21 protein-coding genes and 1 pseudogene are annotated in these 23111 nt (G+C 62.8%); 13 read left to right on the forward strand and 9 right to left on the reverse strand.

Annotated elements, in window-relative coordinates; genetic code table 11:
• Positions 1-27: 27 nt before the first annotated feature.
• Positions 28-1626: a winged helix-turn-helix domain-containing protein gene (locus tag M728_RS24330; RefSeq protein ID WP_026621189.1), complete on the forward strand. Its 1599-nt coding sequence runs from the start codon at positions 28-30 to the stop codon at positions 1624-1626.
• A gap of 103 nt (positions 1627-1729) precedes the next feature.
• Here the strand turns inward: M728_RS24330 and M728_RS24335 are convergent, their stop codons facing one another.
• On the reverse strand, positions 1730-3286 hold the full coding sequence (locus tag M728_RS24335) for a calcium-binding protein (RefSeq protein ID WP_026621190.1): 1557 nt from the start codon (positions 3284-3286) through the stop codon (positions 1730-1732).
• A gap of 297 nt (positions 3287-3583) precedes the next feature.
• Here M728_RS24335 and M728_RS24340 point away from each other — a divergent pair, with 297 nt between their 5' ends.
• Positions 3584-5869 carry an acyl-CoA dehydrogenase gene (locus M728_RS24340; protein WP_026621191.1) on the forward strand — a complete coding sequence of 762 codons (2286 nt, stop codon included), beginning with the start codon at positions 3584-3586 and terminating at the stop codon, positions 5867-5869.
• 30 nt (positions 5870-5899) lie between these two features.
• Here M728_RS24340 and M728_RS24345 read toward each other — a convergent pair whose 3' ends face one another.
• From M728_RS24345 to M728_RS24360, 4 genes are read right to left on the reverse strand one after another with little or no spacing between them, the layout of a single operon-like run.
• Positions 5900-6631, reverse strand: coding sequence for an acetyl-CoA hydrolase/transferase C-terminal domain-containing protein (locus M728_RS24345; RefSeq protein ID WP_370906487.1), 732 nt, complete (start codon positions 6629-6631; stop codon positions 5900-5902).
• The gene (locus M728_RS24350; protein ID WP_370906488.1) at positions 6628-7773 is read right to left on the reverse strand and encodes a hypothetical protein; all 1146 of its coding nucleotides are present in this window, start codon (positions 7771-7773) and stop codon (positions 6628-6630) included. Before M728_RS24350 ends, M728_RS24345 begins: the two co-directional genes overlap by 4 nt.
• Positions 7770-9875, reverse strand: a complete 2106-nt coding sequence (locus M728_RS24355; RefSeq protein WP_034883776.1) for a 3-hydroxyacyl-CoA dehydrogenase NAD-binding domain-containing protein — start codon at positions 9873-9875, stop codon at positions 7770-7772. Before M728_RS24355 ends, M728_RS24350 begins: the two co-directional genes overlap by 4 nt.
• Complete coding sequence (locus M728_RS24360) at positions 9875-11284, reverse strand: acetyl-CoA C-acetyltransferase (protein ID WP_084044563.1); 1410 nt, start codon at positions 11282-11284, stop codon at positions 9875-9877. The genes M728_RS24355 and M728_RS24360 overlap by 1 nt, the downstream gene beginning before the upstream one ends.
• A gap of 336 nt (positions 11285-11620) precedes the next feature.
• On the opposite strand from M728_RS24360, the gene M728_RS24365 reads away from it, so the two are divergent.
• On the forward strand, positions 11621-12217 hold the full coding sequence (locus M728_RS24365; protein WP_051440915.1) for a BON domain-containing protein: 597 nt from the start codon (positions 11621-11623) through the stop codon (positions 12215-12217).
• 118 nt (positions 12218-12335) lie between these two features.
• On the opposite strand, the gene M728_RS24370 is transcribed toward M728_RS24365, so the two are convergent.
• Both M728_RS24370 and M728_RS24375 read right to left on the reverse strand, forming a co-directional pair.
• Positions 12336-13103: a hypothetical protein gene (locus M728_RS24370; RefSeq protein ID WP_026621194.1), complete on the reverse strand. Its 768-nt coding sequence runs from the start codon at positions 13101-13103 to the stop codon at positions 12336-12338.
• 46 nt (positions 13104-13149) lie between these two features.
• Positions 13150-13953: an aldo/keto reductase gene (locus M728_RS24375; protein ID WP_026621195.1), complete on the reverse strand. Its 804-nt coding sequence runs from the start codon at positions 13951-13953 to the stop codon at positions 13150-13152.
• A 764-nt stretch (positions 13954-14717) separates the two neighbouring features.
• Between M728_RS24375 and M728_RS24380 the strand changes: the two genes are divergently transcribed.
• Entirely contained in the window at positions 14718-14903 is a 186-nt protein-coding gene (locus M728_RS24380) for a VOC family protein (protein ID WP_370906501.1), read from the forward strand.
• 138 nt (positions 14904-15041) lie between these two features.
• On the opposite strand, the gene M728_RS24385 is transcribed toward M728_RS24380, so the two are convergent.
• Positions 15042-15941 carry a DMT family transporter gene (locus M728_RS24385; RefSeq protein WP_245269710.1) on the reverse strand — a complete coding sequence of 300 codons (900 nt, stop codon included), beginning with the start codon at positions 15939-15941 and terminating at the stop codon, positions 15042-15044.
• A 93-nt stretch (positions 15942-16034) separates the two neighbouring features.
• Here M728_RS24385 and M728_RS24390 point away from each other — a divergent pair, with 93 nt between their 5' ends.
• Both M728_RS24390 and petA read left to right on the forward strand, forming a co-directional pair.
• Entirely contained in the window at positions 16035-16922 is an 888-nt protein-coding gene (locus tag M728_RS24390) for a LysR family transcriptional regulator (RefSeq protein WP_026621197.1), read from the forward strand.
• A 246-nt stretch (positions 16923-17168) separates the two neighbouring features.
• Entirely contained in the window at positions 17169-17726 is a 558-nt protein-coding gene (petA, locus tag M728_RS24395) for a ubiquinol-cytochrome c reductase iron-sulfur subunit (RefSeq protein WP_156943457.1), read from the forward strand.
• Positions 17727-17872: 146 nt separating this feature from the next.
• On the opposite strand, the gene M728_RS24400 is transcribed toward petA, so the two are convergent.
• Positions 17873-18094 (reverse strand): heavy-metal-associated domain-containing protein, encoded by a 222-nt coding sequence (locus M728_RS24400; protein ID WP_026621199.1) that lies wholly within the window; start codon positions 18092-18094, stop codon positions 17873-17875.
• A gap of 369 nt (positions 18095-18463) precedes the next feature.
• On the opposite strand from M728_RS24400, the gene M728_RS24405 reads away from it, so the two are divergent.
• From M728_RS24405 to M728_RS24435, 7 genes and pseudogenes are all read left to right on the forward strand, one after another.
• Positions 18464-18811 carry a hypothetical protein gene (locus tag M728_RS24405; protein ID WP_245269711.1) on the forward strand — a complete coding sequence of 116 codons (348 nt, stop codon included), beginning with the start codon at positions 18464-18466 and terminating at the stop codon, positions 18809-18811.
• Positions 18812-18899: 88 nt separating this feature from the next.
• Positions 18900-20351 carry a multicopper oxidase family protein gene (locus M728_RS24410; RefSeq protein ID WP_026621201.1) on the forward strand — a complete coding sequence of 484 codons (1452 nt, stop codon included), beginning with the start codon at positions 18900-18902 and terminating at the stop codon, positions 20349-20351.
• Between the two features lie 30 nt (positions 20352-20381).
• A complete protein-coding gene (locus M728_RS24415) occupies positions 20382-20822 on the forward strand; it encodes a DUF411 domain-containing protein (protein WP_026621202.1) in 441 nt (146 codons plus the stop codon).
• A 78-nt stretch (positions 20823-20900) separates the two neighbouring features.
• Positions 20901-21008 (forward strand): annotated as a pseudogene (locus M728_RS24420) (TlpA family protein disulfide reductase); the annotation flags it as partial.
• A gap of 15 nt (positions 21009-21023) precedes the next feature.
• Positions 21024-21716, forward strand: a complete 693-nt coding sequence (locus M728_RS24425; RefSeq protein WP_026621203.1) for an SCO family protein — start codon at positions 21024-21026, stop codon at positions 21714-21716.
• A 95-nt stretch (positions 21717-21811) separates the two neighbouring features.
• Entirely contained in the window at positions 21812-22285 is a 474-nt protein-coding gene (locus M728_RS24430) for a cytochrome c (protein ID WP_026621204.1), read from the forward strand.
• Between the two features lie 151 nt (positions 22286-22436).
• Positions 22437-23084 carry a glutathione S-transferase family protein gene (locus tag M728_RS24435; protein ID WP_026621205.1) on the forward strand — a complete coding sequence of 216 codons (648 nt, stop codon included), beginning with the start codon at positions 22437-22439 and terminating at the stop codon, positions 23082-23084.
• Positions 23085-23111 lie beyond the last annotated feature (27 nt).

The following is a 23111-nucleotide window of genomic DNA, read 5'->3' on the forward strand; positions in this document are numbered from 1 at the left end:
ACGGCGCTCGGCCAGGGGATGCCGATCTTGCAATTCACGTTTGGAGACTACGTACTCGATCCGGAGCGCCGGGAACTGACGCTCAGCGGGCAAGTCGTGGCCATCGGGCCGCAGGTCTTCGATCTGCTGCTGCATCTCGTCAGGAACAGCGACCGTGTCGTCAGCAAGGACGAGCTGCTTCAGGCGGTGTGGGGCGGCAGGATCGTGTCGGAATCGACCATTACCAGCCACATCAATGCGGTTCGCAAGGCGATCTGCGACAGCGGCGAGGAACAGCGCCTGGTCCGGACGGTCGCGCGTAAGGGCTTCCGCTTCGTCGGCGAGATCAGCTTTGGCGAGATCGGGCGAGCGCAACAGGCCGACGGGCCGGGCGTCGGTGAGCACGTGCTCATCGAGCCGAAGGAAATGCCAGCGTCCGCCCTCGTCCTTCCGGACAAACCCTCCATTACCGTCCTGCCGTTCCAGAATCTCAGCGGCGATCCGGAGCAGGAGTATTTCGCCGACGGCGTAGTCGAGGATATCATCACCGCCCTTTCGCGCATCCGCTGGCTGTTCGTCATCGCGCGCAATTCGAGCTTTACCTACAAGGGCAGGGCGGTGGATGGGAAGGAAGTGGGCCGCGAGCTTGGCGTGCGCTATGTACTCGAAGGCAGCCTACGCAAGTCCGGGAACAAGGTACGGATCACGGGGCAGCTCATCGACGCAACGACCGGAGCGCATCTCTGGGCCGAGCGCTTCGAGGGCACGCTCGACGACATCTTCGAGCTGCAGGACCGGATGGCCGAAAGCGTCGTCGGCGCGATTTCACCGCAGCTCGAACGGGCGGAGATCGAGCGCGCCAGGCGCAAGCCGACGGAGAGCCTGGACGCCTACGACTACTACCTGCGCGGCATGGCGAAGCTGCACAACGGTACCAGGGAAGCCATCCAGGCTGCGCTGCCGTTATTCTATAAAGCCACCGAACTTGATCCGGAATTTGCATCGGCCTACGGCATGGCGGCCTGGTGCTATTTCTGGCGCAAGCTGAACGGCTGGATGACCGACCGGGCCGACGAAATCGCCGAGGGCGTGCGGTTGGCGCGGTTGGCGGTGGAACTCGGCCGGGACGATGCGGTCGCCTTGACGAGAGGTGGGCATGCGTTCGCCCATCTCGCCGGCGACCTCGACGGCGGCATCGCGCTCATCGACAGGGCGGTGTTGCTCAACCCGAACCTCGCCACCGCCTGGTTCCTCGGCGGCGCCCTGCGTGCGCTTCGCGGGGAGGCGGACGCCGCCGTCGGGCACCTGGCGCATGCCGTTCGCCTGAGCCCGGTGGATCCGGAAATGTTCCGAATGCAGGTCGGGATGGCGCTGGCACATTTCTTCGCCGGGCGCTTCGATACTGCGTCGGGCTGGGCGGAAAAGGCGCTGGGGAACCTTCCGAGCCTCCTCGTCGCGGTCGCCCTGCTGGCGGCGAGCTACGCCCTTGCCGGGCGCATCGACGAAGCGCGTCAGGCGATGCAGCGACTGCGGGTACTCGATCCATCCCTGCGCATCTCCCACCTCAAGGACTGGCTTCCGATCCATCGCCCGGAAGATCTCGCGCGGTTCGCCGATGGCCTGCGATTGGCGGGACTGCCGGAGTGAGCACCGGCACTCTGCGGAAACCTGACGGGGCGGCTTTGCCGATGAAACCGTCGTCGACGAGCGGGTCAAGCGATGCCGATAAGCTGGCGGGCGTCCGTGCGGGTCATGCGAACGCGACGTCGTCTCCTGAAAGATTGGCGAGCACGGCACCCTGGATCAATATGCCGTTGGAGTCGCCGTCGAAGCTGACGTAAACGCCTTCGGGGGTGTCACGGGACGCCGCGAGGAAGCTTTCGAAATCGTGGAATCCGGCATCGCCGAGCCCGCGAAAGAGGAGCACGTCGCCACCTTCCGTGTCGAAATCCGTGACGCGATCGATGTTGCCGCCGTTGCGGACGGAGGCTTGGTCCCAAATGAAGGTGTCTGCTGCTCCTGCTCCGGCTGTCAGCAGGTCGGAACCGGCACCGCCAAGGAGCCTGTCAGAACCAGATTCGCCCCTAAGCGTGTCGTCGCCATCTCCCCCGATCAGACTATCGGCTCCGCTGCCGCCAAAGAGAACGTCATTGCCGCCGCGCCCGTTCAGAGCGTCGTTGCCGCTCGGACCTTCCCTGTAGGTGTCATAACTGATGAGAGAATCATTGCCGTCTCCCCCATAAAGTTGGACTCCTCGAAAGGCCGATCTGACACTGATGTCGAACTCTTCGATCGACTCATAGCGTGACGCATCGAAAACGAAGCCGGCGGAAACATCATCGAAGTCGATGTCCGCTCGGTCAAATCCCTCGCCGCCGTCCAGTGTGCCAATGGAGCCTTCCGAATAGAGATGAAAGCGGTCGTCGCCGGCGCCGCCATAGAGCTGAACCCACGGTCCACTGTAGGCCATGTCTTCCGCGCCCGCCGACAAAGTATCGTTGCCGTCCCCACCGAGCAGTATGTCTCCGTCGCTCATGTAATTGCTCAGGTAGTCATCCCCGGCACCGCCGACAAGCGTATCCTCTCCCTCGCCTCCGGCCAGCTGATCATTACCGTCGCCGCCGTTCAAGCGGTCATCGCCGTCGCCGCCATCGAGGCGGTCGTTGCCGCGTCCGCCGGCAAGCCTGTCATTGCCATCCTCGCCCAGAAGCTCGTCGCTGTCGTTGCCGCCGTTGATGTCGTCGTCGCCCAGGCCGCCGCGAATGAAATCGTCGCCGCCGCCACCAAACAACCCATCCCTGCCGTCGCCAGCAAAAATCTGATCATCGCCGTTGCCGCCTTCGACGCGGTCATCACCGGCGCCGGTGCGCACGTTGATCAGGCTGAACTCGGTGGCAATGATCCTGTCGTCGCCACCACCGGTCGCGAGATTGAGCCGCTCGATATCGATGAAATAAAGATGGTTCCCTTCTACGGACAGATCGCCGAACGCTGCGTGACCACCCATCCCATTGAACAGAAACGGATCGGACGTTCCGGTGTAATCGCCGACAAGCGTGTCGACGCCCGTTCCGCCCCGTGCGGCGCCGCCGACACCGTTGAATATCAGCCGATCATTGCCGTCGCCGCCGGTGAGCTCGTCGAAACCGCTCGAACTCGTCAGCACGTCGTCGCCCGCGCCGCCATCGACAAGATCGTCGCCCGCGCCGCCATCCACGACATCATTGCCGCCAAGACTCCAGATACGGTCGCCCTCGTCCGTACCGTTCAGGGTATCGTCCGCACCAGTGCCAATAATCTTCGCCATGAAACGCGCCTCAAGGTGGAGGCAAGATTATAGTTCACCAGTGGTAATAATAAAGTCCGTTTTGCTTTTTAATACTACTTGAATATACGTACAAATTAAAAACAAAATAATTCTATTTCTTTTTAGCGTTAATATGATTGGCATAGCGTCGACGAAGGCCGGCCCGGCCTTCGAGTTCGCGAATCTGCCGCTCCAATTCCTCGCCTTAGCTTTCGACAGCGCTTGCTGGAACCGATCGCAGGGGATTTCAGTCTCTATGGGGTATGATGGGTTTAAGGAACGGGAGGCGTTTTTCCCATGAGCCTGCGCATTCTCCGACGTGACACGATCACCAAGCCGCTCTTCAAATGGGCCGCGCGCGTCATGCCGCCGATCTCCGAGACCGAGCGGGACGCGATCGAGGCGGGCACGGTTTGGTGGGACCGCGAGCTCTTCACCGGCAATCCGGATTGGAACAGGCTTCTCGCCATGCCGCCCGCGAAGCTGTCCGCGGAAGAGCAGTCCTTCATGGACGGGCCGGTGCGCGAACTCTGCGCCATGGTCGACGATTGGAAGATCAACTGGGAGGATCGCGACCTACCGCGTGAGGTCTGGGACTTCCTGCGCAAGAAGAAATTCTTCGGTATGATCATCCCGAAGAAATACGGCGGCCTCGGCTTTTCAAACACCGCGCATTCGGAGGTCGTCCGCACTGTCTCCTCCTGCAGCGTCGTGGCCGGCGTGACGGTAATGGTGCCGAACTCGCTCGGCCCCAGTGAATTGCTGATGCATTTCGGGACTGACGAGCAGCGCGATTATTGGCTGCCCCGGCTCGCCGACGGGCGCGAGATTCCCTGCTTCGCCCTGACCTCGCCGGAGGCCGGCTCAGATGCGGCGGCGATGACCGACACCGGCGTCGTCGAGTACGGCGCCTGGGAGGGCGAAAAGGTTCTTGGCGTCAGGCTCAACTTCCACAAGCGCTACATCACCCTTGGCCCGGTCGCTACAGTGGCGGGCCTCGCCTTCAAGATGTACGACCCGGAAAATCATCTCGGTCGCGGCAAGGCGCTCGGCATCACGGTCGCGTTGCTGCCGACGTCGACGCCCGGCGTCACGCATGGCGAGCGGCACATTCCGCAATTGACCCATTTCCAGAACGGCCCGCTTCACGGCAAGGATGTGTTTTTGCCGCTCGACCTTGTCCTGGGCGGCGAGGAGCAAATAGGAAAGGGTTGGAAGATGCTGATGACGGCACTCGCGGCCGGTCGCGGCATTTCGCTGCCGGCGCAATCGGCGGCGGCGGCGGCCATATGCGCGCGCGCCACCGGCGCCTATGCGCGGATCAGGACCCAGTTCGACGTGCCGATCGGCCTGTTCGAAGGCATCCGGCGGCCGCTTGCCGACATCGTCGCGAATATCTACCAGATCGACGCCGCAAGGCGGCTCACCATCGCCGCTCTCGACGAGGGACACAGGCCGTCGGTGATCTCGGCCATTATGAAATTCCATGCCACCGAGCGGATGCGCGATTCCGTTGGCAAAGCGATGGACATCCACGGCGGCAAGGCGATCATCGACGGCCCGAGGAATTATCTCGGCAGCCAATTCAGGTCGGCGCCGATCGGCATCACGGTCGAGGGCGCGAATATCCTCACGCGCAATCTGATGATCTTCGGTCAGGGCGCAGTGCGCTCGCATCCCCATATGCTGAAGGAAATACTGGCTCTATCGGATGAGGACGAAGCGAAAGGTCTGGATGCGTTCGACAAGGTGGTCTGGCGCCATGTCGGGCATGCATTCGCCGCGCTTTGGCGAGCCTTCGTGCGCGGCTGGTCGGGCGGCCGCATCGGGCCGGCGCCGCGCCGGGCGGCGATGCCCGGCTACTGGAAACAGCTCTCGCGGTATGCCGCGGCCTTCGCGCTGATTGCCGATCTCTCGCTGCTGACCTTGGGCGGCCGGCTCAAGCGCAAAGAAATGATCTCAGCCAGACTGGGCGACATACTTTCGGAACTTTATCTGCTCGGCGCCGCTTTGAAGCGTTTCGAGGCAGAGGGGCGGCATGACGAAGACCGGCCGATCGTCGACTATGTGATGCGCCAGGGTCAGGGCCGCATCGCGGCCGCCTTTGCCGGCGTGCTCGACAATTTGCCGGCGCGCTGGGCGGCGATCCTTGTCAGGCTGGCCGCCTTTCCATTGGGCATTTCTGCCCCGGCGCCGTCCGACGAACTCACAGGCGCCGTGGCCGAGACGCTGATGAAGGACTCGCCCCAGCGCGACCGACTGACGCCGGACATCTATCTGGGCGAAGGACACGCGCAGCATCCGCTCAAAGATCTTGAGCGTGCTTTCAGGCTGGTCACCGCGGCGGCGCCCATCGAAAAGAAGATGCGCGACAAGCACCTCCATGATCCGCAAGAGGCGCGCGACAAGGGCGTCATCAGCGCGGCGGAATTCGAGCAAATTGCCGACGCCAAGGTGGCGGTGGACGGCGTGATCGCCGTCGACGCGTTTCCCATGAACGAGATCTCGCCGATTGCCGCGCAGCATCGAGAAAAGAAGACGACCGCCGCAAGCGCGACCGGGCGCGCTGAGGCCTCGAGGTAGAGGGGCGGCGGCTGAATCTGCCGCCTACCATTAGAGCCATTGGCTGCGTCTGAGCGCCCATAGAAGCATTTTTGCATAGAGCCTTTCGCGCAGGTTCGCTGGGGCAGCAAGACGCATCCTTTCAAGCGCGGCGCGCTCCGCCTGGTCGGGCCGGCCTGCGGCGAGCGACGCAAGGACCGCGTGAGCCAGCGATCGCCGCGATGCAGTTTTATGCTTCAGATGCCGCAGCGCCGGAACCAGGCGCTGTTCCTCGTCGGTGAAATCCGTGTCGAATGGAAACGGGGCGCACCAGCCTTCCTTGCGCAGCGGGAGAAGCGCTTCCGCTATGGATTGTGGTCTATTGCGGCGGAAGGCAGCCGGAACGGTAAAATCCTTCTCGATCTTGCCGGCGGATTTGGCCGCGTCGAGCAGTTCGCCCTGAAAAGCCGAATCTGCGACTGCCAGCATGGCGGCGATGCAGTCGCGGTCGGATTTGCCGCGCAGATCGGCAACGCCGTATTCGGTCACGACCATGTCGCGCAGGTGCCGCGGCAGAGTCGTGTTGCCGTAGGACCAGACGAGGCGCGATTCGCGTCGGCCGTATTCGCAGTGGGCCGCATTGAGCGTGATGATGGAGCGCGCACCTTCGAGGGCGAAGGCCTGGGCGACGAGATTGTACTGCCCGCCGACACCGGAGACGACGCGGCCGTCCGCAAGCGCGTCGGACACGGTTGCTCCCATGAGCGTCACCATCATCGCATTGTTGACGAAACGCGCGTTCACCCGTCCGCGCGCTTCCTCTCCTCATCGCCGTAAAGCTCGTTGACGAAAGAAATGCCCCGCATCTGGAAAAGCGCGCGCTCCTCCTCCGGCAAATCGCGGAGAAATCGGTGGAACGCGTTGCTGCCAACGAAGAAGCCGGAATGGAGGATCGCCCCGTCAGAGGCGCGGCGCATGAGGATGCCTTCCCGGTAGAGATCCATGAAACCGTCGACGAACATCTCGCTGGCGGCGTAGAGGCCGTCCTCGAAGGCGCCCGTCTCCTGTTTTACGGTGTCGCTGTGCGGAGCAAGGCGATGCAGCGCGCCGGCGAAAAGCTCGGGCCGCCGCTGCCGCAGGATGAGACCTGCCGTCAGTGCGTCGCCCAAGGAACCGATGCCGATCTGCAGCGTCCCGCCATCCTTCACCAGGCTTGCCGCATGAATGCCGATGGCGTGATCGGCCAGCGACACCGGCTCCCTCGGTACGACGAAGAGCGGCCGGTCGCGATCGGGCCCGTCGAGAATGAGATCGAATTCGCCGGCCGGCAGCACCGCCTCGTCGGGCATGAAAGGCAATCGAGAGCTGACTTCGCCCACAAGAAGGAAAGGATCGCGCCGGGCCCTCAGCGCCGGCAGAACGTCGAGCGTCACATCTGTATTGCAGGACAGGCTGTATTCGGCGTCCACGCCATCGCCGCGCTTTGTCACAAGTTGCGCGATCACGTTGATGCCGCGGTCGAGCAGGTAGCGGCCGACATGCGTGTAATTGGCCGAGATATACCGCTGCTGCGCGATCTCGATCGTGAGCCAGTGTCCGGCGACGAAAAAGAACTCGCTGACGCGGATATTTTCCGGCAGCGACCCTTCGCGCAGCGCTTTGGCGTATGTGAGACCCAGGTATCCCGAATACAGCCGCTCGGCCAGAGGTTCGACGAAGCGGCGTTCCATGTCGCTTGACCAGGAGGGCTTTTCCAGCGTCAGTGCGGTGAATATTTCGAGATCGATCGTCCTGTCGCGGGCCGCCCGCTCGAACAGCGCATTGGCGACGAGATTGGCCTTGCCGAGCCCGAGCGGAAGCGCAAGCACGATGCGCCCGCCAAGACGCTCTATGATGCGGTCGGCGACGCTTTCGGCCTGTTTATGCTGGTCCGGCTTGCCCGTCACGTTTCTCCGCTAAAATCCTCCCAGCCCTTATCGGGAGTAAACCGAGGCCCGTACTGCTGTTCGAGACGCTTCAACGTCGCCAGGATATCCGCCCCGCCGCGGCTGCGCGCATAATGCATCGGCCCACCGCGGAACGGTGCGAAACCGGTCGCAAAGATGATCGCGCCGTCGAGCGTATCCTCGTCTTCGACGATACCCTCGCCCAGGCAGCGCAGGCAGGTGTTGAGCATGGGCAGGAGGAGGCGGTCCGCCATCTCCGGGCCGGGCGCCGGCGCGTCGGACCGCTTTTTCGGTTTGCCCTTGTCGTCGTATTCATAAAGCCCCTTGCCGGCCTTACGGCCGGTCTCACCGCTTTCAACCTTCTTTTCCAGCCAGCCCGGAATCTCCGGAATGGGGTCGTCGAGTGTATCCTTGAGCATTCGGACGACCTCCAGGCCAATGTCGAGCCCGACGCGGTCTGCGAGCTCGATCGGTCCCATCGGCATGCCGAAATCCTCCGCCGCCCGGTCGATGGTCTCCTTGGGCGTTCCCTCATCGAGCATTACGAAGGCCTCGGCCAGATACGGCGTCAGTGCACGGTTGACGAGGAAGCCGGGCGCGCTCTTCACGGCGGCGGGCAACCTGTCTATCGCGCCGCAGAAGGCGTGCGCCCTGTCGAGCATCGCCTTGTTCGCCTGGTCGTGAGCGATAACCTCGACCAACTCCATTTTGGCGACGGGATTGAAGAAATGCAGGCCGACCAGCCGATCCGGAAACGCCAAACCCTCGCGCAGCTCCTCGAGCGGAATGCTCGATGTATTGGTGGCGAGAATGGCGTCCTTCTTCATTTTGGGCGCGATCGCGTCAAACACCTTGCGCTTCACGTCCGCCTTTTCCACGACCGCCTCGATGACGAGATCGGCCTTGGTGACGCCTGCGCCCTCGAAATCGGGGATCAGGCGGTCAAGCGCGTCGCGTCGCTCGATGCTCGAATGAAGCTTCTTGTCATAAAACTCCGCGGCGCGGCCAACGGCTTTGGCGACGGCGTTACGGTCGAGGTCGGCAAGCGTGACGCGCAAGCCGCGCGCGGCGCACCAGGCGGCGATGTCGCCGCCCATCGTGCCTGCCCCGACGACATGGACATTCCGGATGCCGCTTTCGCCCTTGGCGGAGTCCTTCAGCTTTTCGCGCAGGAAGAAGACACGGATGAGGTTCTGCGCGGTCTCGCCGACAAGCAGTTCCGAGAACGAGGTGATCTCGGCTCCCTGCATTGCTTTGACGTTGCCGCCGTGTTCCTGCCAAAGATCGATGAGGCGGTAGGGCGCCGGATAGTATCGGCTCGGTGCGCGTTTCTCCGCCTCGGTCCGCATCCGGCGGGCGGCGAACCGGCGTGCCGGCGAGAGACCGAGCACCCCCGATTTCAAGCTGCCGCGGTTCGTCTTCATCTCGCCGGCAACGGCCGCGCGCACGGCGTTTTCGACGTGGCGTTCCTCGATGACGGCGTCTACGAGACCGAGCGCCTTCGCCCGCTTTGCGTGCGCGGTCTTTCCCGTCAGCATCATCGTCATCGCCTGGACAGGGTCGATCAGTGCGGTCAGCCGGAACGTCCCGCCAAGGCCCGGATGCAGGCCGAGCATGATTTCGGGGAAGCCCAGCTTTGCATTGCTCAGAGCGATGCGGTATTTGCAGGCGAGCGCGAGTTCGAGCCCACCGCCGAGGCAATAACCGTGAATCACCGCGACGGTGGGCATTCGGAGCACCGCCAACCGGTCGACGATCTCATGCGCCCGCCTGATCCGCCTCTCTACCTCGCGCGCATCAGTCACGCCTTTGAAGTCGCGGATGTCCGCGCCCGCGATAAAGCCGCCTTTCTTGGCCGATCGGATGACAAGGCCCTTGGCGCCCATGCCTTCAATATCGAAAAGCACCTTCTCGAGTTCGGCGAGAACTGGTTCCGAAAGCGTGTTTGTGCTTTCGTTGGCCCGGTCGAGCAGAAGCCAGGCGATGTCGTCCGGTCCTCTGGTCAGCCGCCAGTGCGTGAAAACCTTCGGGGCGTTCCCCGGACCGAGCTCTACGTCGCGGGGGGCGAGCGTATTCCAGGCGGAGGGTCGTGCTGGTGACATCATGCGACCTCCAGGAGCATGGCGCCGCCTTGCCCGCCGCCGATACACTCGGTGGCGATGCCGCGCCTAAGCCCAAGCCGCCGCATGGCTTTGACGAGGTGAAGCACGAGGCGGTTGCCGCTCGTGCCGACCGGATGCCCGAGACTGATCGCCCCTCCATCCACATTGAGCCGATCGCGTTCGATGCCCCCGAAGACGCCATCGAGACCGAGCACGTCGCGGCAATATTCCTCATCCTGCCATGCGGCAAGACAGGCGAGCACCTGCGCGGCGAAGGCTTCGTTGAGTTCCCAGAGATCGATGTCTTCGCGGGAAAGCCTTCTGCGTTTCATGAGTTCAGTCGAACACAAGGTCGGGGCAAGCCCCATGATCGAGGGATCGAGCGCCGACCATTCGCTGTCGATTATGCGGGCGAGCGGCGTGAGCTCGTGCTTTCTCATCGCCTCTTCCGATGCGAGGACGACCCAGCACGCGCCGTCCGTGATCTGGGAGGAATTGCCGGCGGTGAGATTGCCGTAAGGTTTTTCAAAGACCGGGTCCAATTTCGCGAGCTTGTCCATCGACGTGTCCGGCCGCACGCCGTCATCATGGTCGTAGAGCATGCCGCCGCGGGAGATCGCCGGGATGACCTCGCCGTCGAGCAAGCCGTTGTTTTGCGCGTGTGCCAGACGTTGATGGCTTTCCAGGGCGTAGGCGTCGGCGGCTTCGCGCGTGATGCCGAAGAGGTGGCCGATTACCTCCGCCGTCTGGCCCATATTGAGTTCGGTGATCGGATCGGTGAGCCCACGTTCGAGGCCCACGACAGGCTTCGCCATCTCCGGCCGAAAGAGAGCCAGCGCGGTGGTCTTTTCCCAAGGGGACTTCGCCGCTGCGAAGTTGCCGAACCATGCGGCCGCTTCCCGGCGAAGCACCAGCGGCGCATGAGACAGCGCCTCCGCGCCGCCCGCCAGTATGAGTTCGGCCTTGCCAGTTTCGATCATCCGGAAGGCGGTATCGATCGACTGCATGCCCGAGCCGCAGTTGATCTGGACGGTAAAGGCCGTGATCGCCGTACCCATGCAGAGCCTGAGCGCCGCGACGCGCGCCGGGTTCATCTCGTCGGCGATAACGTTGACGCAGCCGAGAATGACGGCGTCGAATTCGTCCGGAGAGAAAGGCAGGCGCATGAGCAGCGGGCGTCCACATTGCACCGCAAGATCAACCGGCGTGAACGGCCCCGGCTTGTTGCGGGCGCGGAGAAAAGGCGTCCGCGCACCGTCCACCAGGTAGACGGGGCGATCGGAGCCCGCCGCTCGTCGGTTGGGCGAACTCGATCCGCCGACAATCGGCTTTCCGGTTGTGGTCGCCTCCGCCGTGTGAGCCCGAGTCGTCGCCTTCGTCGCTGCCGCGGAGTTCGGCGTCTTTGCCATCTCCAAGCTCCCCATGTTCATCGGCGGAATGTCGGGCCGAGCTTTCTCCCGCAAACGACAACGCCCCCGCAGGATTCCGCCTCAAGCCGAACGTTCAAAGCCGGTGATCGTTCCGCATACGCGCCGGCAGCGTAGCTCCCAAAACGGCTACGCCCATCCACCGAGATCGGAGGCCTCTTTCGCGAACTCGCCCCAAGGACTCGCGGCCATGTCGCATTGCCGCCGCCAGGCTCAACCAGCCGGCACGCGCCGGGCAGTCGCGGAACAAGGACTTTCGCCGACCGTTTCACTGGGACAGGCGAGGACTTGCCTCGCGATTCGACGAGGAGACTGGCCATGGCAATCCGCGACTCCTACCGAAACGATGAGCGCTCCCGCTATCCCGGCCGCCGCGACTACTTGAATGAGCATTCGGGTCGGCGTCGCGCGGGTGCGCAGGGTTCCTGTCCGACGGACCCAATGCCGGACCGGACATTTGACGACGAATACTGGAACGATTACGGCGGCACGGGCGTGCGCTACGGCGGCAGCTCGAGCGGCGGTTATGGCACAGGCGGGGCAGCCCTCGATTACCGCGATATCGTTGGAAGCCGCTACGACTGGGAGCATCGCTACTCGGATGTCCGGCAAGTGTTCCCCGAAGAGGGCCAGTATCGAGGGCGCGGGCCGCGCAATTATACCCGCTCGGATCAGCGCATTCGTGAAGATGTGAGCGACCGCCTGACCGACGACCCGCATGTCGACGCCTCGGACATCGAGGTGACGGTCGAGAACGGAGAGGTCACGCTTTCCGGCACCGTTATGAGTCGGCCGGTCAAGCACCGCGCCGAGGACATCGCCGAATCCGTCTCCGGAGTGAGAGATGTCCAGAACAATCTGCGAATCCAGAGCAAGGCCGGCGTTCTCCAGACGCAGTTCGGGGACGCCGGATAGCTCCACCGGTGGTGGAGGCAGCCCCCCGACGATGTTCTACTGCATGCCTCCTTAAATCGACCTCGATTTAAGGACAAAGACATGCAGCGATTCAAAGTGCTACAGCGACCTCACCCGCTCAGGCCCAGCGCCCTTTAAAAAGTGGCTTGATGGGATGGCGGGACTTGACCATGCGCAGGCGCCGAATGGTTTCCGCGTGCTCGTAGTCCTCATGTTCTGCGCCGAGATCGAGACCATATTCGGCCTCAGGATTCGAACGCGCCCCGATCAAGATGAACTCGGCCCCCTCGAAGTCGAGGAGACGAACGTCCTCCCGCGCAAAACGCCGCCCCCTGAATTCCTCCTGCAGCTTCTCCGGATAGTCGGCCTCGTCGTCCTCGCGCAGCCCGGCATTGGCAGGTTTGCCCTTCTCCGGGTTCTTGATCGACAACGCGTAGCTCGCTTCGGGCGCGATCTTGAAGGCCTTTTGCACCTCGCCCGGATTTTCGGGAAGCTCGAGCGCGTAGGACAGATGCATCTGTCCGTCCTCGAGCGTGATTGCGTACACGCCTTCCCCGGCGGGACGAGCGGCCGGCTGCGAACGCTTGCCGCGTGTGCCTGTGCCATAGCGTCGCTCACGGAGCTCTTTCTCAAGGTCCTTGGCCGACCCCGTGATCGCCTCTACGAAACCCCAGTGGCGTTCGTGCCGCTCGACTTCCGGCAGTCGCTTTCGCCCGATGATCAGGAGCCGGACCCTCTCGCCACCATGCGGACGCAGCACCATCTCAAACCGTTGGACGTCGCCAATATTCGAGGGATGCTCTTCCTCCACCCGCGGCCTGTACAGAAAGAAGATATCGCCCTCTTCGAGAACGACCGTTCCGCGTTCCTGCTCGGCCCCAGCCATCGATTATTCTCCTGGTGCTCTATTCTTCCGATCCTGAGATTTGCTCTCAAACATAGGGAAGCGTCCCAAGCGACGAATAACGCTCGTTCAACCCATTGAGCCTTTCCAAGTCGCCCTCGCTGATCTTGAAGTCGAACACATCAATGTTCTCTTCCAGGTGTAGGCGCTGGTTGGCTTTGGGAATGGGGACTGTGGCGCGCTGCAGGTTCCATCGAATCAGCAGTTGCGCCGGCGATTTGCCGTATTTTGCGGCCATCTCTGAAAGTGTCTCGTCCCGCAGCCGTTTGGTGCGCGTGAGGGGGCTGTATGCCTGGACGACGATGCGGTTTTCCGCCGCATAGCGCAGCATGTCATCGCTGTAGCCGAAGGGGCTCCACTCGATCTGATTGACCGTCGGGACTTCGCCCGTCGCAGCTATCAACATATCGATGAGGTCCGTCGAATAGTTACTGACGCCGATGTCTTTCGTGAGCCCATCCTCTTTCGCCCGGATCAGGCTTCGCCACAGATCTTCTCCCGCTCCTGTTCGCGGCGGACGGTGTATGAGCATGAGATCGGCATAATCCAGCTGCAATTCGTCGAGATTCTTGCGCGTCGCTTGATATGCGTCGCCCACTTCCTCCACTTTCGTGACCAGGTAAAAGTCCGCGCGTTCCACGCCGCTCCTCTTGATCCCGTCTGCGATGCCGGGCTGTGTCCCGTAATCTCCGGACGTGTCGATCATACGATAGCCGAGCGTTAAGGCCGTCGCGATCGTCTCAGCCGTATTGTTCGTCAGTTGCCAAGTGCCGACGCCCAGAACTGGCATCCGGTTGCCGGTGCGCAGCACTACCTCACTCTTCGGGTCCATGATTTTTACCTTTGTTTTGGCAGCGACGACGAGACCAATCGATCCATGACGCGGCGCGTCGTGCTCCCGCCCCAAACATCTGCTCGGGAGAAGTGTTCCGGCCGATCTCGCGGAAGCGAGCTGCTCGGCATAAGGAAGTGCCTACGCGCACGACAGCGTGTGCCGTGCCTTCGGCTAAGGAGCGTGTTCGACACTCGGATTTGGCGCCGGCGCCTCTCTTGTATCCCGAGGCGGATTTTTGCGTTCATCGGACTTTGGCGCCGATTCCCGAGGGTCGGGACCGCGGACGGGCCGCGCTTTGGGATCGCCCTTCGTAGGCGGAATAGGAACTTTCTCGGTCATCGTTCGTTGCTCGCGTTTTCCACAACAAGAACCGCTCAGCAGAAGCAGGGTTCCAATCGAATGCGAGCATCTCAGCCCTCGGCGTCGTTCGCTGCTCATACGACTACGCTTCACTATCTCTGTATTTTAGCATCGTGACGCTTTCGAGCGGCGGCAAACCATGAAGATCACAGAAGGGGTGGGCCGGGACAATGGGGTCCCGAATAAGACCGACATAGCGGAATCACCGATATGATCAGAATTGGCTCAATCGTCATCCATTGCTACGAGTTTGAGCGGATGGTCGCGTTCTGGCAGGAGGCCTTGCATTATGTTCCGCGAGCGCCTGCGAGCGGTGGCTGGATTGTCCTTTGTGATCCCGAAGGCCGTGGCCCAATATTTCGTTTCAGGCTCGCGATCGCCGCGACTGGAGGAGAAGCTGGCTGCACTTGGACCTTTATACCGACCGGCAGCGGGAGGAGGTTCGTCGTTTGCTGACGATCGGGGCGAAACAATATCCATGGCGCTATCCGCAACACGCTGATTACGTGGTCTTACAGGATCCGGACGGCAATCTTTTCTGCGTCGTGCGAAAGCCGCATGCCAAAGGCGAGGAAGGGAAGAGTTGACTTAGTGTCGGCTTCCGCGCGCGTTGCGATCTCTCGCTTACAATTGTCCGCCCCCTACTGAGCATCGGCAAGACGGCAAGGATCGAGACGCTTGCGAGGGCATCGGCCACGGACGGCTCTTCCTTTAGGTTCAATAGCTCAGGTTTGGCTCGACATCGTACCGGCCGCGCTTGCGGCGATCACCAGCGCCACGCCGAGCATCTGGCTTGGCGTCAGCGCCTGCCCCAAGACGATGAAGCCGGCGCCGGCGCCGATGGCCGGCTCGAGGCTCATCAGGATGCCGAAGGCGGAGGCCTTCATCCAACGGAGCGCGACGAATTCCAGGGCATAGGGGAGCAGCGGCACGAGGAGAGCGAGAAGCCCGGTCATCAGGGCGAGCGCGGGCGATAGGCCCAGCGCTGCTTGGTGCAGGCCGAAAGGCGTCGCCACAAGGGCGGCAAAAAGGAGCGAGACGGAGAGCCCTTCGAGCCCGGTGAACTGTTGCCCGGCCTGTTTCATCAGAACGATATAGCTGCCCCAGCCGGCCGCCGCGCCGAGCGCGAAGAGCACGCCAAGCATATCCCCCACCCAGGCGCTGCCGTCCCAGGAAAGGCAGAGAACACCCGCGGCAGCGACAGCCGGGCAGAGGAGGCGCCATCCGCCGCCGCCGAAAATGGTCGCGACAGTCAGGGGGCCGAGAAAATCGATGGCGACTGCAAGGCCGAGCGGGATGCGCTCGATCGCGGCGAAGAAGCAGAGCGTCATCATCGCCATGGCGGTGCCGAGCGCCGCGGCGGCGAACCATTGCCGCTTGCCATAGCTGAGGAGGGGCGGGCGGACGAGAAGCGTGAGTGCAAGCGCTGCGAAGCAAAGCCGAAGCCAGGTGGTGCCGAACGGTCCCAGTTCCTGCATCACCGGCGTCGAAAGCGCGGCGCCAAATTGGACGCTCGACATGGAAAGGAGGCAAAAGACGATCGCGAGATAAGCGCGTCGGCGATCGTCTGCGCTGTTGGTCGGCGCAGCCCACGCTCCGCCTGCTGGCGTCTCCATGTCCGTCATGTTCGAAACCTTTCCCTTTCCTCTTGATCAGGAATAGCAAAGCGGTAGCATTAAGGAATGCTGATAATTGTGATGAAGATATAAGGAATACTTATGCGCGATCTGGAGATCGGATTGCTGCGCGCCTTGGTCGCGACGGCGGAATGTGGCAGCGTCAGCGCGGCCGCCGGCCGCCTGGCAAGGACCCAGGCCGCCGTCAGCATGCAATTGCGCCGCTTGGAGGATGATCTCGGGGTAAAGCTGTTGAAGCGCGGGCCGCGCGGCATGGATCTGACCGAGGCCGGCCATGTCCTTCTTCCCTACGCCCAGAAGATATTGGGGCTGAGCGCGAGCGCCAGGCGGGCGCTGTCCGATGGCGGCCCCCGCGGCCCCGTCCGCTTCGGCATGACCGAGGACATCGCCGTCGGTTCGCTGCCGAAAGCGCTGCAGCGTTTCGCCGCCGCCTGTCCGGATGTGGCGCTCGATCTGACCGTCGCCGAAAGCGTGGCGCTTTCGCAGAAGCTCTCACTCGGGCTCATCGACGTCGCCATCGGCGACCCGGCGGAGATCAGCGCCGTGCCGGTCTTGACCTGGCGCATGCCTTTGAAGTGGGTGGCTGCGCGCGGCTTCGTCGTACCGGATCAGGAGCCGTTGCCGCTGATCACCTTCGACGGGACCTGCACCTGGGACCGCAAGATGACCGGAGCCCTCAACGAGATCGCGAGACCGTGGCGCACCGTGCTGACCAGCGCCAGCCTTTCGTCGATTCAATCCGCTATCGAAGCCGGTCTCGGCATTGCCGTGCTGCTCGACGTCAGTATCCGGCACGACACGATGAAGGTCCTCGGCAGGGCTGACGGAATGCCGCCCGCTCCGCTCGTGGAATTCGGCCTCTTCGTCGGCGAGAGCAAGGAGCTCTCCTCCGGAGCGATCGGAACTCTGTGGGAATTCGTCTCCGACGAGCTTCAAGTTTCTCCAGATCGGCGTGTGCCGGCGGTCTGAAGAGGAACCGCGCGTTTACCGCAACAGCTTGTCGTCGGTTGCGGGCAGAAGGTTTGCTGCTTCAAGTCGGCTGCACGCCGAAACTCCGACTGCAGTCACTCTCATTCCATCGCCCTGCGCCTCGACGTATAATGGCCGGGCAGCAAGGCTTCCCTTCAAGGCGTACTCGTCGCCACGCTCATGCACTGGCACGGCAAGGTCTTTGTAGAGGGCAAAACGGCGTAGGAAGGCACTATTCCTGTGGCGATGGACGAGACGAGCGAGCCAACCAAACGCGATTTTCTCTACCTGGTGACAGCCATGGCCGGGGTCGTGGGTGTAGGGGCCGCCTCCTGGCCATTCATCGACCAGATGCGACCTGACGCGTCGACGCTTGCGATGGCCTCGATCGAGGTTGACCTATCCTCGCTCGTCGAAGGTATGTCGCTGACCGTCAACTGGCGGGGTCGGCCGGTCTTCATACGCAACCGCACCCAGCAGGAGATCGACGCGGCAAAGGCGACAGCGCTTGACGATCTCAAGGATCCGCTGGCGCGGAACGCCAATCTTGCCGCCGACCAAGCCGCAACCGATCTTGCACGCTCTGCGGGGGAGGGGAAGGAGAACTGGATCGTCATGATCGGAGTCTGCACGCACCTGGGCTGCGTGCCGCTCGGGCAGGCGGGAGACTTCGGCGGCTGGTTCTGCCCTTGCCACGGATCGCATTACGATACAGCCGGTCGCGTCCGCAAAGGACCTGCACCTGAGAACCTTGCCATTCCCCCGTTTGAATTCATCTCCGAAACGGTCGTTCGCATCGGATGAGCCGCGCGACACTCGCGACCACTGGGGTTCACGGCACGAAGCTGTTATCGAAACCGTTCCGGCGTCCGACCAGAGCCGGATGCCGGATGCGCTCAGGCATCGCCATCGCTGTCACAACGGCGTCTGCTCGTCATCGTGGCGCGGAGTCAGGCGACGTGGCTGCAACAGGATTTCTTGAACGAAGCCTTATAGCCAGCCGCTTCGATCGCGGCGATGAAGGCGTCCGAGCCGATCTGAGACTCGATCGACGCGGTTTGTGCCTCAAGATCGACGGCCACCTTGGCGTTCGGATCGACTGATTTCACGGCCTTTTCGACCGCGCTCACACAGTGCCCGCAGGTCATGTCTGATACGTTGAGATGATGCAATGGAAGTCTCCTGTTTCATTTGACTGCACTATGGTGGGGCTTCCAACAATGGCAAGGTCAAGAGGTCTGTAGAGATTTTTTGCATCATGGCAGCGGCGGCGACCGGGAAGTGGCCAGATGAAGGGAGATGGCCATGATCAACGATATGATGGGCAGCGGCATGATGTGGGGCATGGGTCTTGCGGGCATCATCGGAGCGATAGTGATCGTGCTGGTGATTGCGGCGCTTATCAAATATCTGTTCTTCCGCTGAAGCGTCCAGGCGCGTTGAATAACGCACTGTTGACGGCGCTCGCCTCCGGTGAGCCATATCGTAGCTTGTATTCGCAAAGATTCGGCGCGATTCTGTCTCGTCCTATGAAGAACTCGTTGACCAGAGATCTCGTCATCTTTCTCCTCGCGACCTTCGTCGCTGCGGGGATGGGCCTTTCGGTTGCCCAGGCGAGCGGCATGGCGGCCAAGATGGCGATGATGTCCGAAATGGCAACGTTGGACCATGGCGACTGCCAGGATTGCCCTGACCAGCCCGGCGACGGCGGCATGAAGGCCATGGCCTGCGGCAATGTCTGCGCCGCACCCGTCGTTGCGCCGCTGCCGGCGGTCGCGTTTATACCGACCGGCAAGACGCCTGCCGCGGTCGCCATCCGCGATTCGCCCCTCACCGGCATGGTGTTGTCGCCCGATCCCGATCCACCACGAACCTCCGACATCGGTTGATTTCCGGCTGTCGCGGCCCAGGCGACCGCCGGCAAGCGGACGCGCGAGCCGCGCGTTCCTTCATCTACGATGATCGGAAGGATCGAATGTGAAGAGAGAATCCCAATACCTTGTCTCACGCCGGGGCGTGCTCCAAGCCGGCGCGGGCCTTCTGTTCGCGGCTGCGTTGCCGCCGTCGCCCGTGTGGTCCGCGTCGCCGGATCGTTACCGCATCGCCGCCGCGCCCGCCCGCGCACGGCTTGCCGGTCCGGATCGGCCGGAGACCGATGTATGGACCTATAATGGCACCGTGCCCGGTACGTTGGTGCGCCTCCGCCAGGGCGAGCCCACCCGTCTCCTCGTCGAGAACCGGCTGGACCAGGAGACGACGGTCCACTGGCACGGCATCAGACTTCCCAATGCGATGGACGGCGTGCCCGGCCTGACGCAGCCGCCGATCAGGCCGGGGGAGAGCTTCGTCTATGAATTCACCCCGCAAGATGCGGGGACGTTCTGGTACCACCCGCACGCTAACAGCCTGGAGCAGCTTGGCCGCGGTCTCGCGGGAGCGCTGATCGTGGAGGAACGTGAACCGATCGCCGTCGATCGCGACCTTCTCTGGTTTCTGGCCGACTGGCGGCTGACTGAGGAAGGCGGCATCGCGCCGCGCTTCGGCAACCGGATGGAAGCGGCGATGTCCGGCCGTGTCGGCAACACCGTCACGCTGAACGGCCGCGCCTCAGAAGCGGAGTCCTTCCGGGCCGGGGAGCGCGTCCGCCTGCGCCTGGTCAACGCATCGCTCGCCCGGATCATGGCCCTGCGTTTCGAGGGGCACAGTCCCGTTACGGTGGCGATCGACGGCCAGCCCTGCGATCCGCACGAGCCGGCCGGCGGTCGCCTCCTGCTCGGTCCCGCCATGCGCATCGACGTCGTGCTCGACATGCAGGGCGAGCCTGGAAAGCGCTACGCCGTCATCGATGATTTCTACGACGGCCTCGCCTACCGATTGACCGAGCTCGCCTATGAGGAGCGGCCGCCGCTCCGCACCCATCCTCTCGACGCTTCGCTTGACCTGCCGCGCAACCCCTTGCCGGAGCCCGACCTTGCCACGGCCGATCGCCACGGTCTGACGCTCCAGGGCGGCATGATGAGCGGTATGATGGTGCGCGGTGGTGTCATGCAGGGCGCAGGAATGATGCACGGTATGATGGGCATGGGCGGCGGTCCCGCCTGGGCCATCAACGGCATGTCGATGACGGGCGACGGCCATGCCGGCATGGAGCCTGCCCTGACGTTCCACCGTGGCCGCAGCGTCGTCCTCAAGCTACGAAACGAAACGGCCTGGTGGCACCCGATGCATTTCCACGGCCACAGCCTCAGGGTGCTGAGCCGCAACGGCAAACCCGTCCCGCATCGCCAGTGGCAGGACACGGTGCTGATGGCTCCGAAGGAGGTCGTCGAAGCCGCCTTCGTCGCCGACAATCCCGGCGACTGGATGCTGCACTGCCATGTCATGGACCACCAGATGGCCGGCCTGATGACCGTGCTGCGCGTCGCCTGAACCAGATCGAGTTACTCAAGGAGAATCGAAATGAACCGCACAATCCGCTTCGTCAGCCTCGCCGCTTTCACTGCCCTCGCCGGACCGGCTGTTGCCGAGCCGCTTCAGGCGACGCTCTACAAGAACCCGCAATGTGGCTGCTGCGAGGGCTATGCCGCCTATCTCCGTGACAACGGCTTCAACGTCGAGGTGAAGCCCACCAACGACCTCGCCGAAATCAGCCGCAAGGCGGGAGTGCCGGAGGGAATGCAGGGCTGCCACACCACATTCATCGACGGCTACGTGATCGACGGCCACGTGCCTGTGAACGTCGTCCGCAAGCTCCTCACCGAGAGGCCGCCGATCGCCGGCATCACCCTGCCGGGAATGCCGATGGGATCGCCCGGCATGTCCGGCACGAAGACGGAGAAATTCGTGATCTACACCGTCCCCAAGGACGGCAAGGCACCCTCGGTCTACGCAGAGGAATGACATCGGCAAAGAGGTCACTTCATGACCCACGTTGCAACAAACGAAACATCGAAGACCGATAGCTCACCGGCATCGGCCCTGCCGTGCCACAAGGAGATGCCGACACTCGACCGGCTGCAGGCGGCACTGGGAGGGGACAGGTTCGAGGTCGTCGCGCTGTCGATCGACCGCGGTGGCACGGCCGCTGGCGAAAGGTGACACATGCGCGTCCTGTATCCAGCCCTGCTAACCATAGGCATCGTGATGACTTGCGCCACGGCCGTCCTGGCGCATTCGCTTGAGGAGGTCGATCAGGATCTCCGCGACAAGGAGAAATATTTCCAGGCGGTCGATGTCGAAGCGCCCGCCTTCACGCTGCAGGATGCGGACGGCCGCACGGTCAGCCTCTCCGACCTCCGCGGCAAGGTGGTCGTCCTGAATTTCGTCTACACCCATTGCCCCGATGTCTGTCCGATGCATGCAGAGCGGATGGCCGAACTGCAGACGATGATCAACCAGACGCCGATGAAGGCGATGGTCCAGTTCGTCACCATCACGACAGACCCGAAGCGCGACAAGGGTCCGATCCTCAGAGAGTACGGACAGGCGCACGGACTCGATCCAGTGAACTGGGTCTTCCTGACCGCAGCGCCGGACCAGCCGGAAGACAGCACTCGCAAAACGGCCGAATCCTATGGACTAAAATTCACCGAGAGCGAGGAGGGCATGCAGATGCACGGCATCGTCACCCATGTGATCGACCAGGACGGTCGTCTGCGCGCCCGCTTTCATGGCTTGACGTTCGAGCCGGTCAATCTAGTCGTTTTCGTAAATGCCCTCACGAATCGGACGCAGAAGCCGCACGGCCATCGGGAGCCGGGATTGTGGGAGAGCCTGAAGGGATTGATGCAATGACGCCTGAGAAGGAGGAGTGACATGTGGCTGCTCGTGGTCGTCCTCGCCGTTGGGGCTGTGGCGCTCTGAAGGAAGCCGTTCTTCCGGGGCAGCAAATGAGCAGGACCGCAATTCTCTTCTCAGGGCTCGGGATTGCCGCGGCGGTAGTGGGGCTGGCGGTGGCGCTGCTTTGGCTCGCAGCATCGAAAACGATTGGCGATGACTCGGCCGCCACAATCGCACTCGGGAAGACGCTCTATGCCGAGCGCTGTGTCACCTGTCACGGCGAGAACCTCGAAGGTCAGCCGGATTGGAAAAGTCCGCTGCCTTCGGGGCGCATGCCGGCCCCGCCGCACGATGCATCCGGCCACACCTGGCATCATCCGGACGGCGTGCTCTTTCAAATTACCAGGGAAGGACCGGCAGCAGTTGTTGGCGGCGGGTATCAAAGCGATATGCCCGGCTTCGGGAATGTGATGAGCGACGAAGAGATCCGGGCCGTGCTCGCCTTCATCAAGAGCACTTGGCCGGAACGAGAGCGGCAATATCAGGCGGAAATGAGTCGGCGGGAACGGGAAACAAATCAGTGACGGGAGCGCGGGCCTTGGATGGTCGTCACCTCGGCCGTACGCTGCCTTCGTACATGAATGTCATTGACCGCGAGGATTTGTCCGAGCACGGGGTGTCGGAATCTCGTTTAGCCAGTCGTCTTCAAGACAGACCAAGCTATGGAGAACAGCAATGACCATTACGATTACCGCCTTTGAACGGTCGCCGGATCGGGGCAAGGGTCTGGCGCGTGACATGCGCGTTCGCTGGGCGCTCGAAGAAGTGGGGCAGCCTTACGAGGTTCGTCTTCTTTCGTTCAAGGCGATGAAGGAACCCGCGCATCTCGCGCTTCATCCTTTCGGGCAGATTCCGACCTATGAAGAGGGCGATCTCGCCCTCTTCGAGTCGGGAGCAATCGTGCTTCATATCGCCGAGTGCCATGCGGGTCTGCTGCCAAACGACGCGAATGCCCGGGCGCGCGCGATCGCATGGATGTTTGCCGCGCTCGACACGGTGGAGCCGCCGATCTTCGACCGCGCCCTCGCCAAGATCCTCGAGCGCGACGAGCCCTGGTACGAGCAGCGCCTGCGTTTCCTCGAGGACAGCATCCGGAAACGGCTGGGCGGCCTTTCCAATCGCCTTGGCGATGCCGACTGGCTCGATGGTGCGTTCAGCGCCGGTGACCTGCTGATGGTGACGGTGCTGCGCAGGTTGCAGGGATCCGGTATGCTGGAGGAATATTCGAACCTCTCCGCCTATGTCGCCCGCGGCGAAGCGCGGCCCGCATACAAGCGTGCTTTCGACGCTCAGTTGGCGGTCTTCACCGCATCGGCCGGCTGACAAAGCGCGTCTTGGGCTCAGTCGAGA

Source organism: Ensifer sp. WSM1721, assembly GCF_000513895.2.
Taxonomy (GTDB): Bacteria; Pseudomonadota; Alphaproteobacteria; order Rhizobiales; family Rhizobiaceae; genus Sinorhizobium.

Bases quoted from the DNA above. Each gene is read 5' to 3' on its own strand.
- M728_RS24335 (WP_026621190.1), bottom strand. From the start codon at position 3,286: ATGGCGAAGATTATTGGCACTGGTGCGGACGATACCCTGAACGGTACG.
- M728_RS24340 (WP_026621191.1), top strand. From the start codon at position 3,584: ATGAGCCTGCGCATTCTCCGACGTGACACGATCACCAAGCCGCTCTTC.
- M728_RS24355 (WP_034883776.1), bottom strand. From the start codon at position 9,875: ATGTCACCAGCACGACCCTCCGCCTGGAATACGCTCGCCCCCCGCGAC.
- M728_RS24360 (WP_084044563.1), bottom strand. From the start codon at position 11,284: ATGGCAAAGACGCCGAACTCCGCGGCAGCGACGAAGGCGACGACTCGG.
- M728_RS24365 (WP_051440915.1), top strand. From the start codon at position 11,621: ATGGCAATCCGCGACTCCTACCGAAACGATGAGCGCTCCCGCTATCCC.
- M728_RS24370 (WP_026621194.1), bottom strand. From the start codon at position 13,103: ATGGCTGGGGCCGAGCAGGAACGCGGAACGGTCGTTCTCGAAGAGGGC.
- M728_RS24375 (WP_026621195.1), bottom strand. From the start codon at position 13,953: ATGGACCCGAAGAGTGAGGTAGTGCTGCGCACCGGCAACCGGATGCCA.
- M728_RS24385 (WP_245269710.1), bottom strand. From the start codon at position 15,941: ATGACGGACATGGAGACGCCAGCAGGCGGAGCGTGGGCTGCGCCGACC.
- M728_RS24390 (WP_026621197.1), top strand. From the start codon at position 16,035: ATGCGCGATCTGGAGATCGGATTGCTGCGCGCCTTGGTCGCGACGGCG.
- petA (WP_156943457.1), top strand. From the start codon at position 17,169: ATGGACGAGACGAGCGAGCCAACCAAACGCGATTTTCTCTACCTGGTG.
- M728_RS24415 (WP_026621202.1), top strand. From the start codon at position 20,382: ATGAACCGCACAATCCGCTTCGTCAGCCTCGCCGCTTTCACTGCCCTC.
- M728_RS24425 (WP_026621203.1), top strand. From the start codon at position 21,024: ATGCGCGTCCTGTATCCAGCCCTGCTAACCATAGGCATCGTGATGACT.
- M728_RS24430 (WP_026621204.1), top strand. From the start codon at position 21,812: ATGAGCAGGACCGCAATTCTCTTCTCAGGGCTCGGGATTGCCGCGGCG.
- M728_RS24435 (WP_026621205.1), top strand. From the start codon at position 22,437: ATGACCATTACGATTACCGCCTTTGAACGGTCGCCGGATCGGGGCAAG.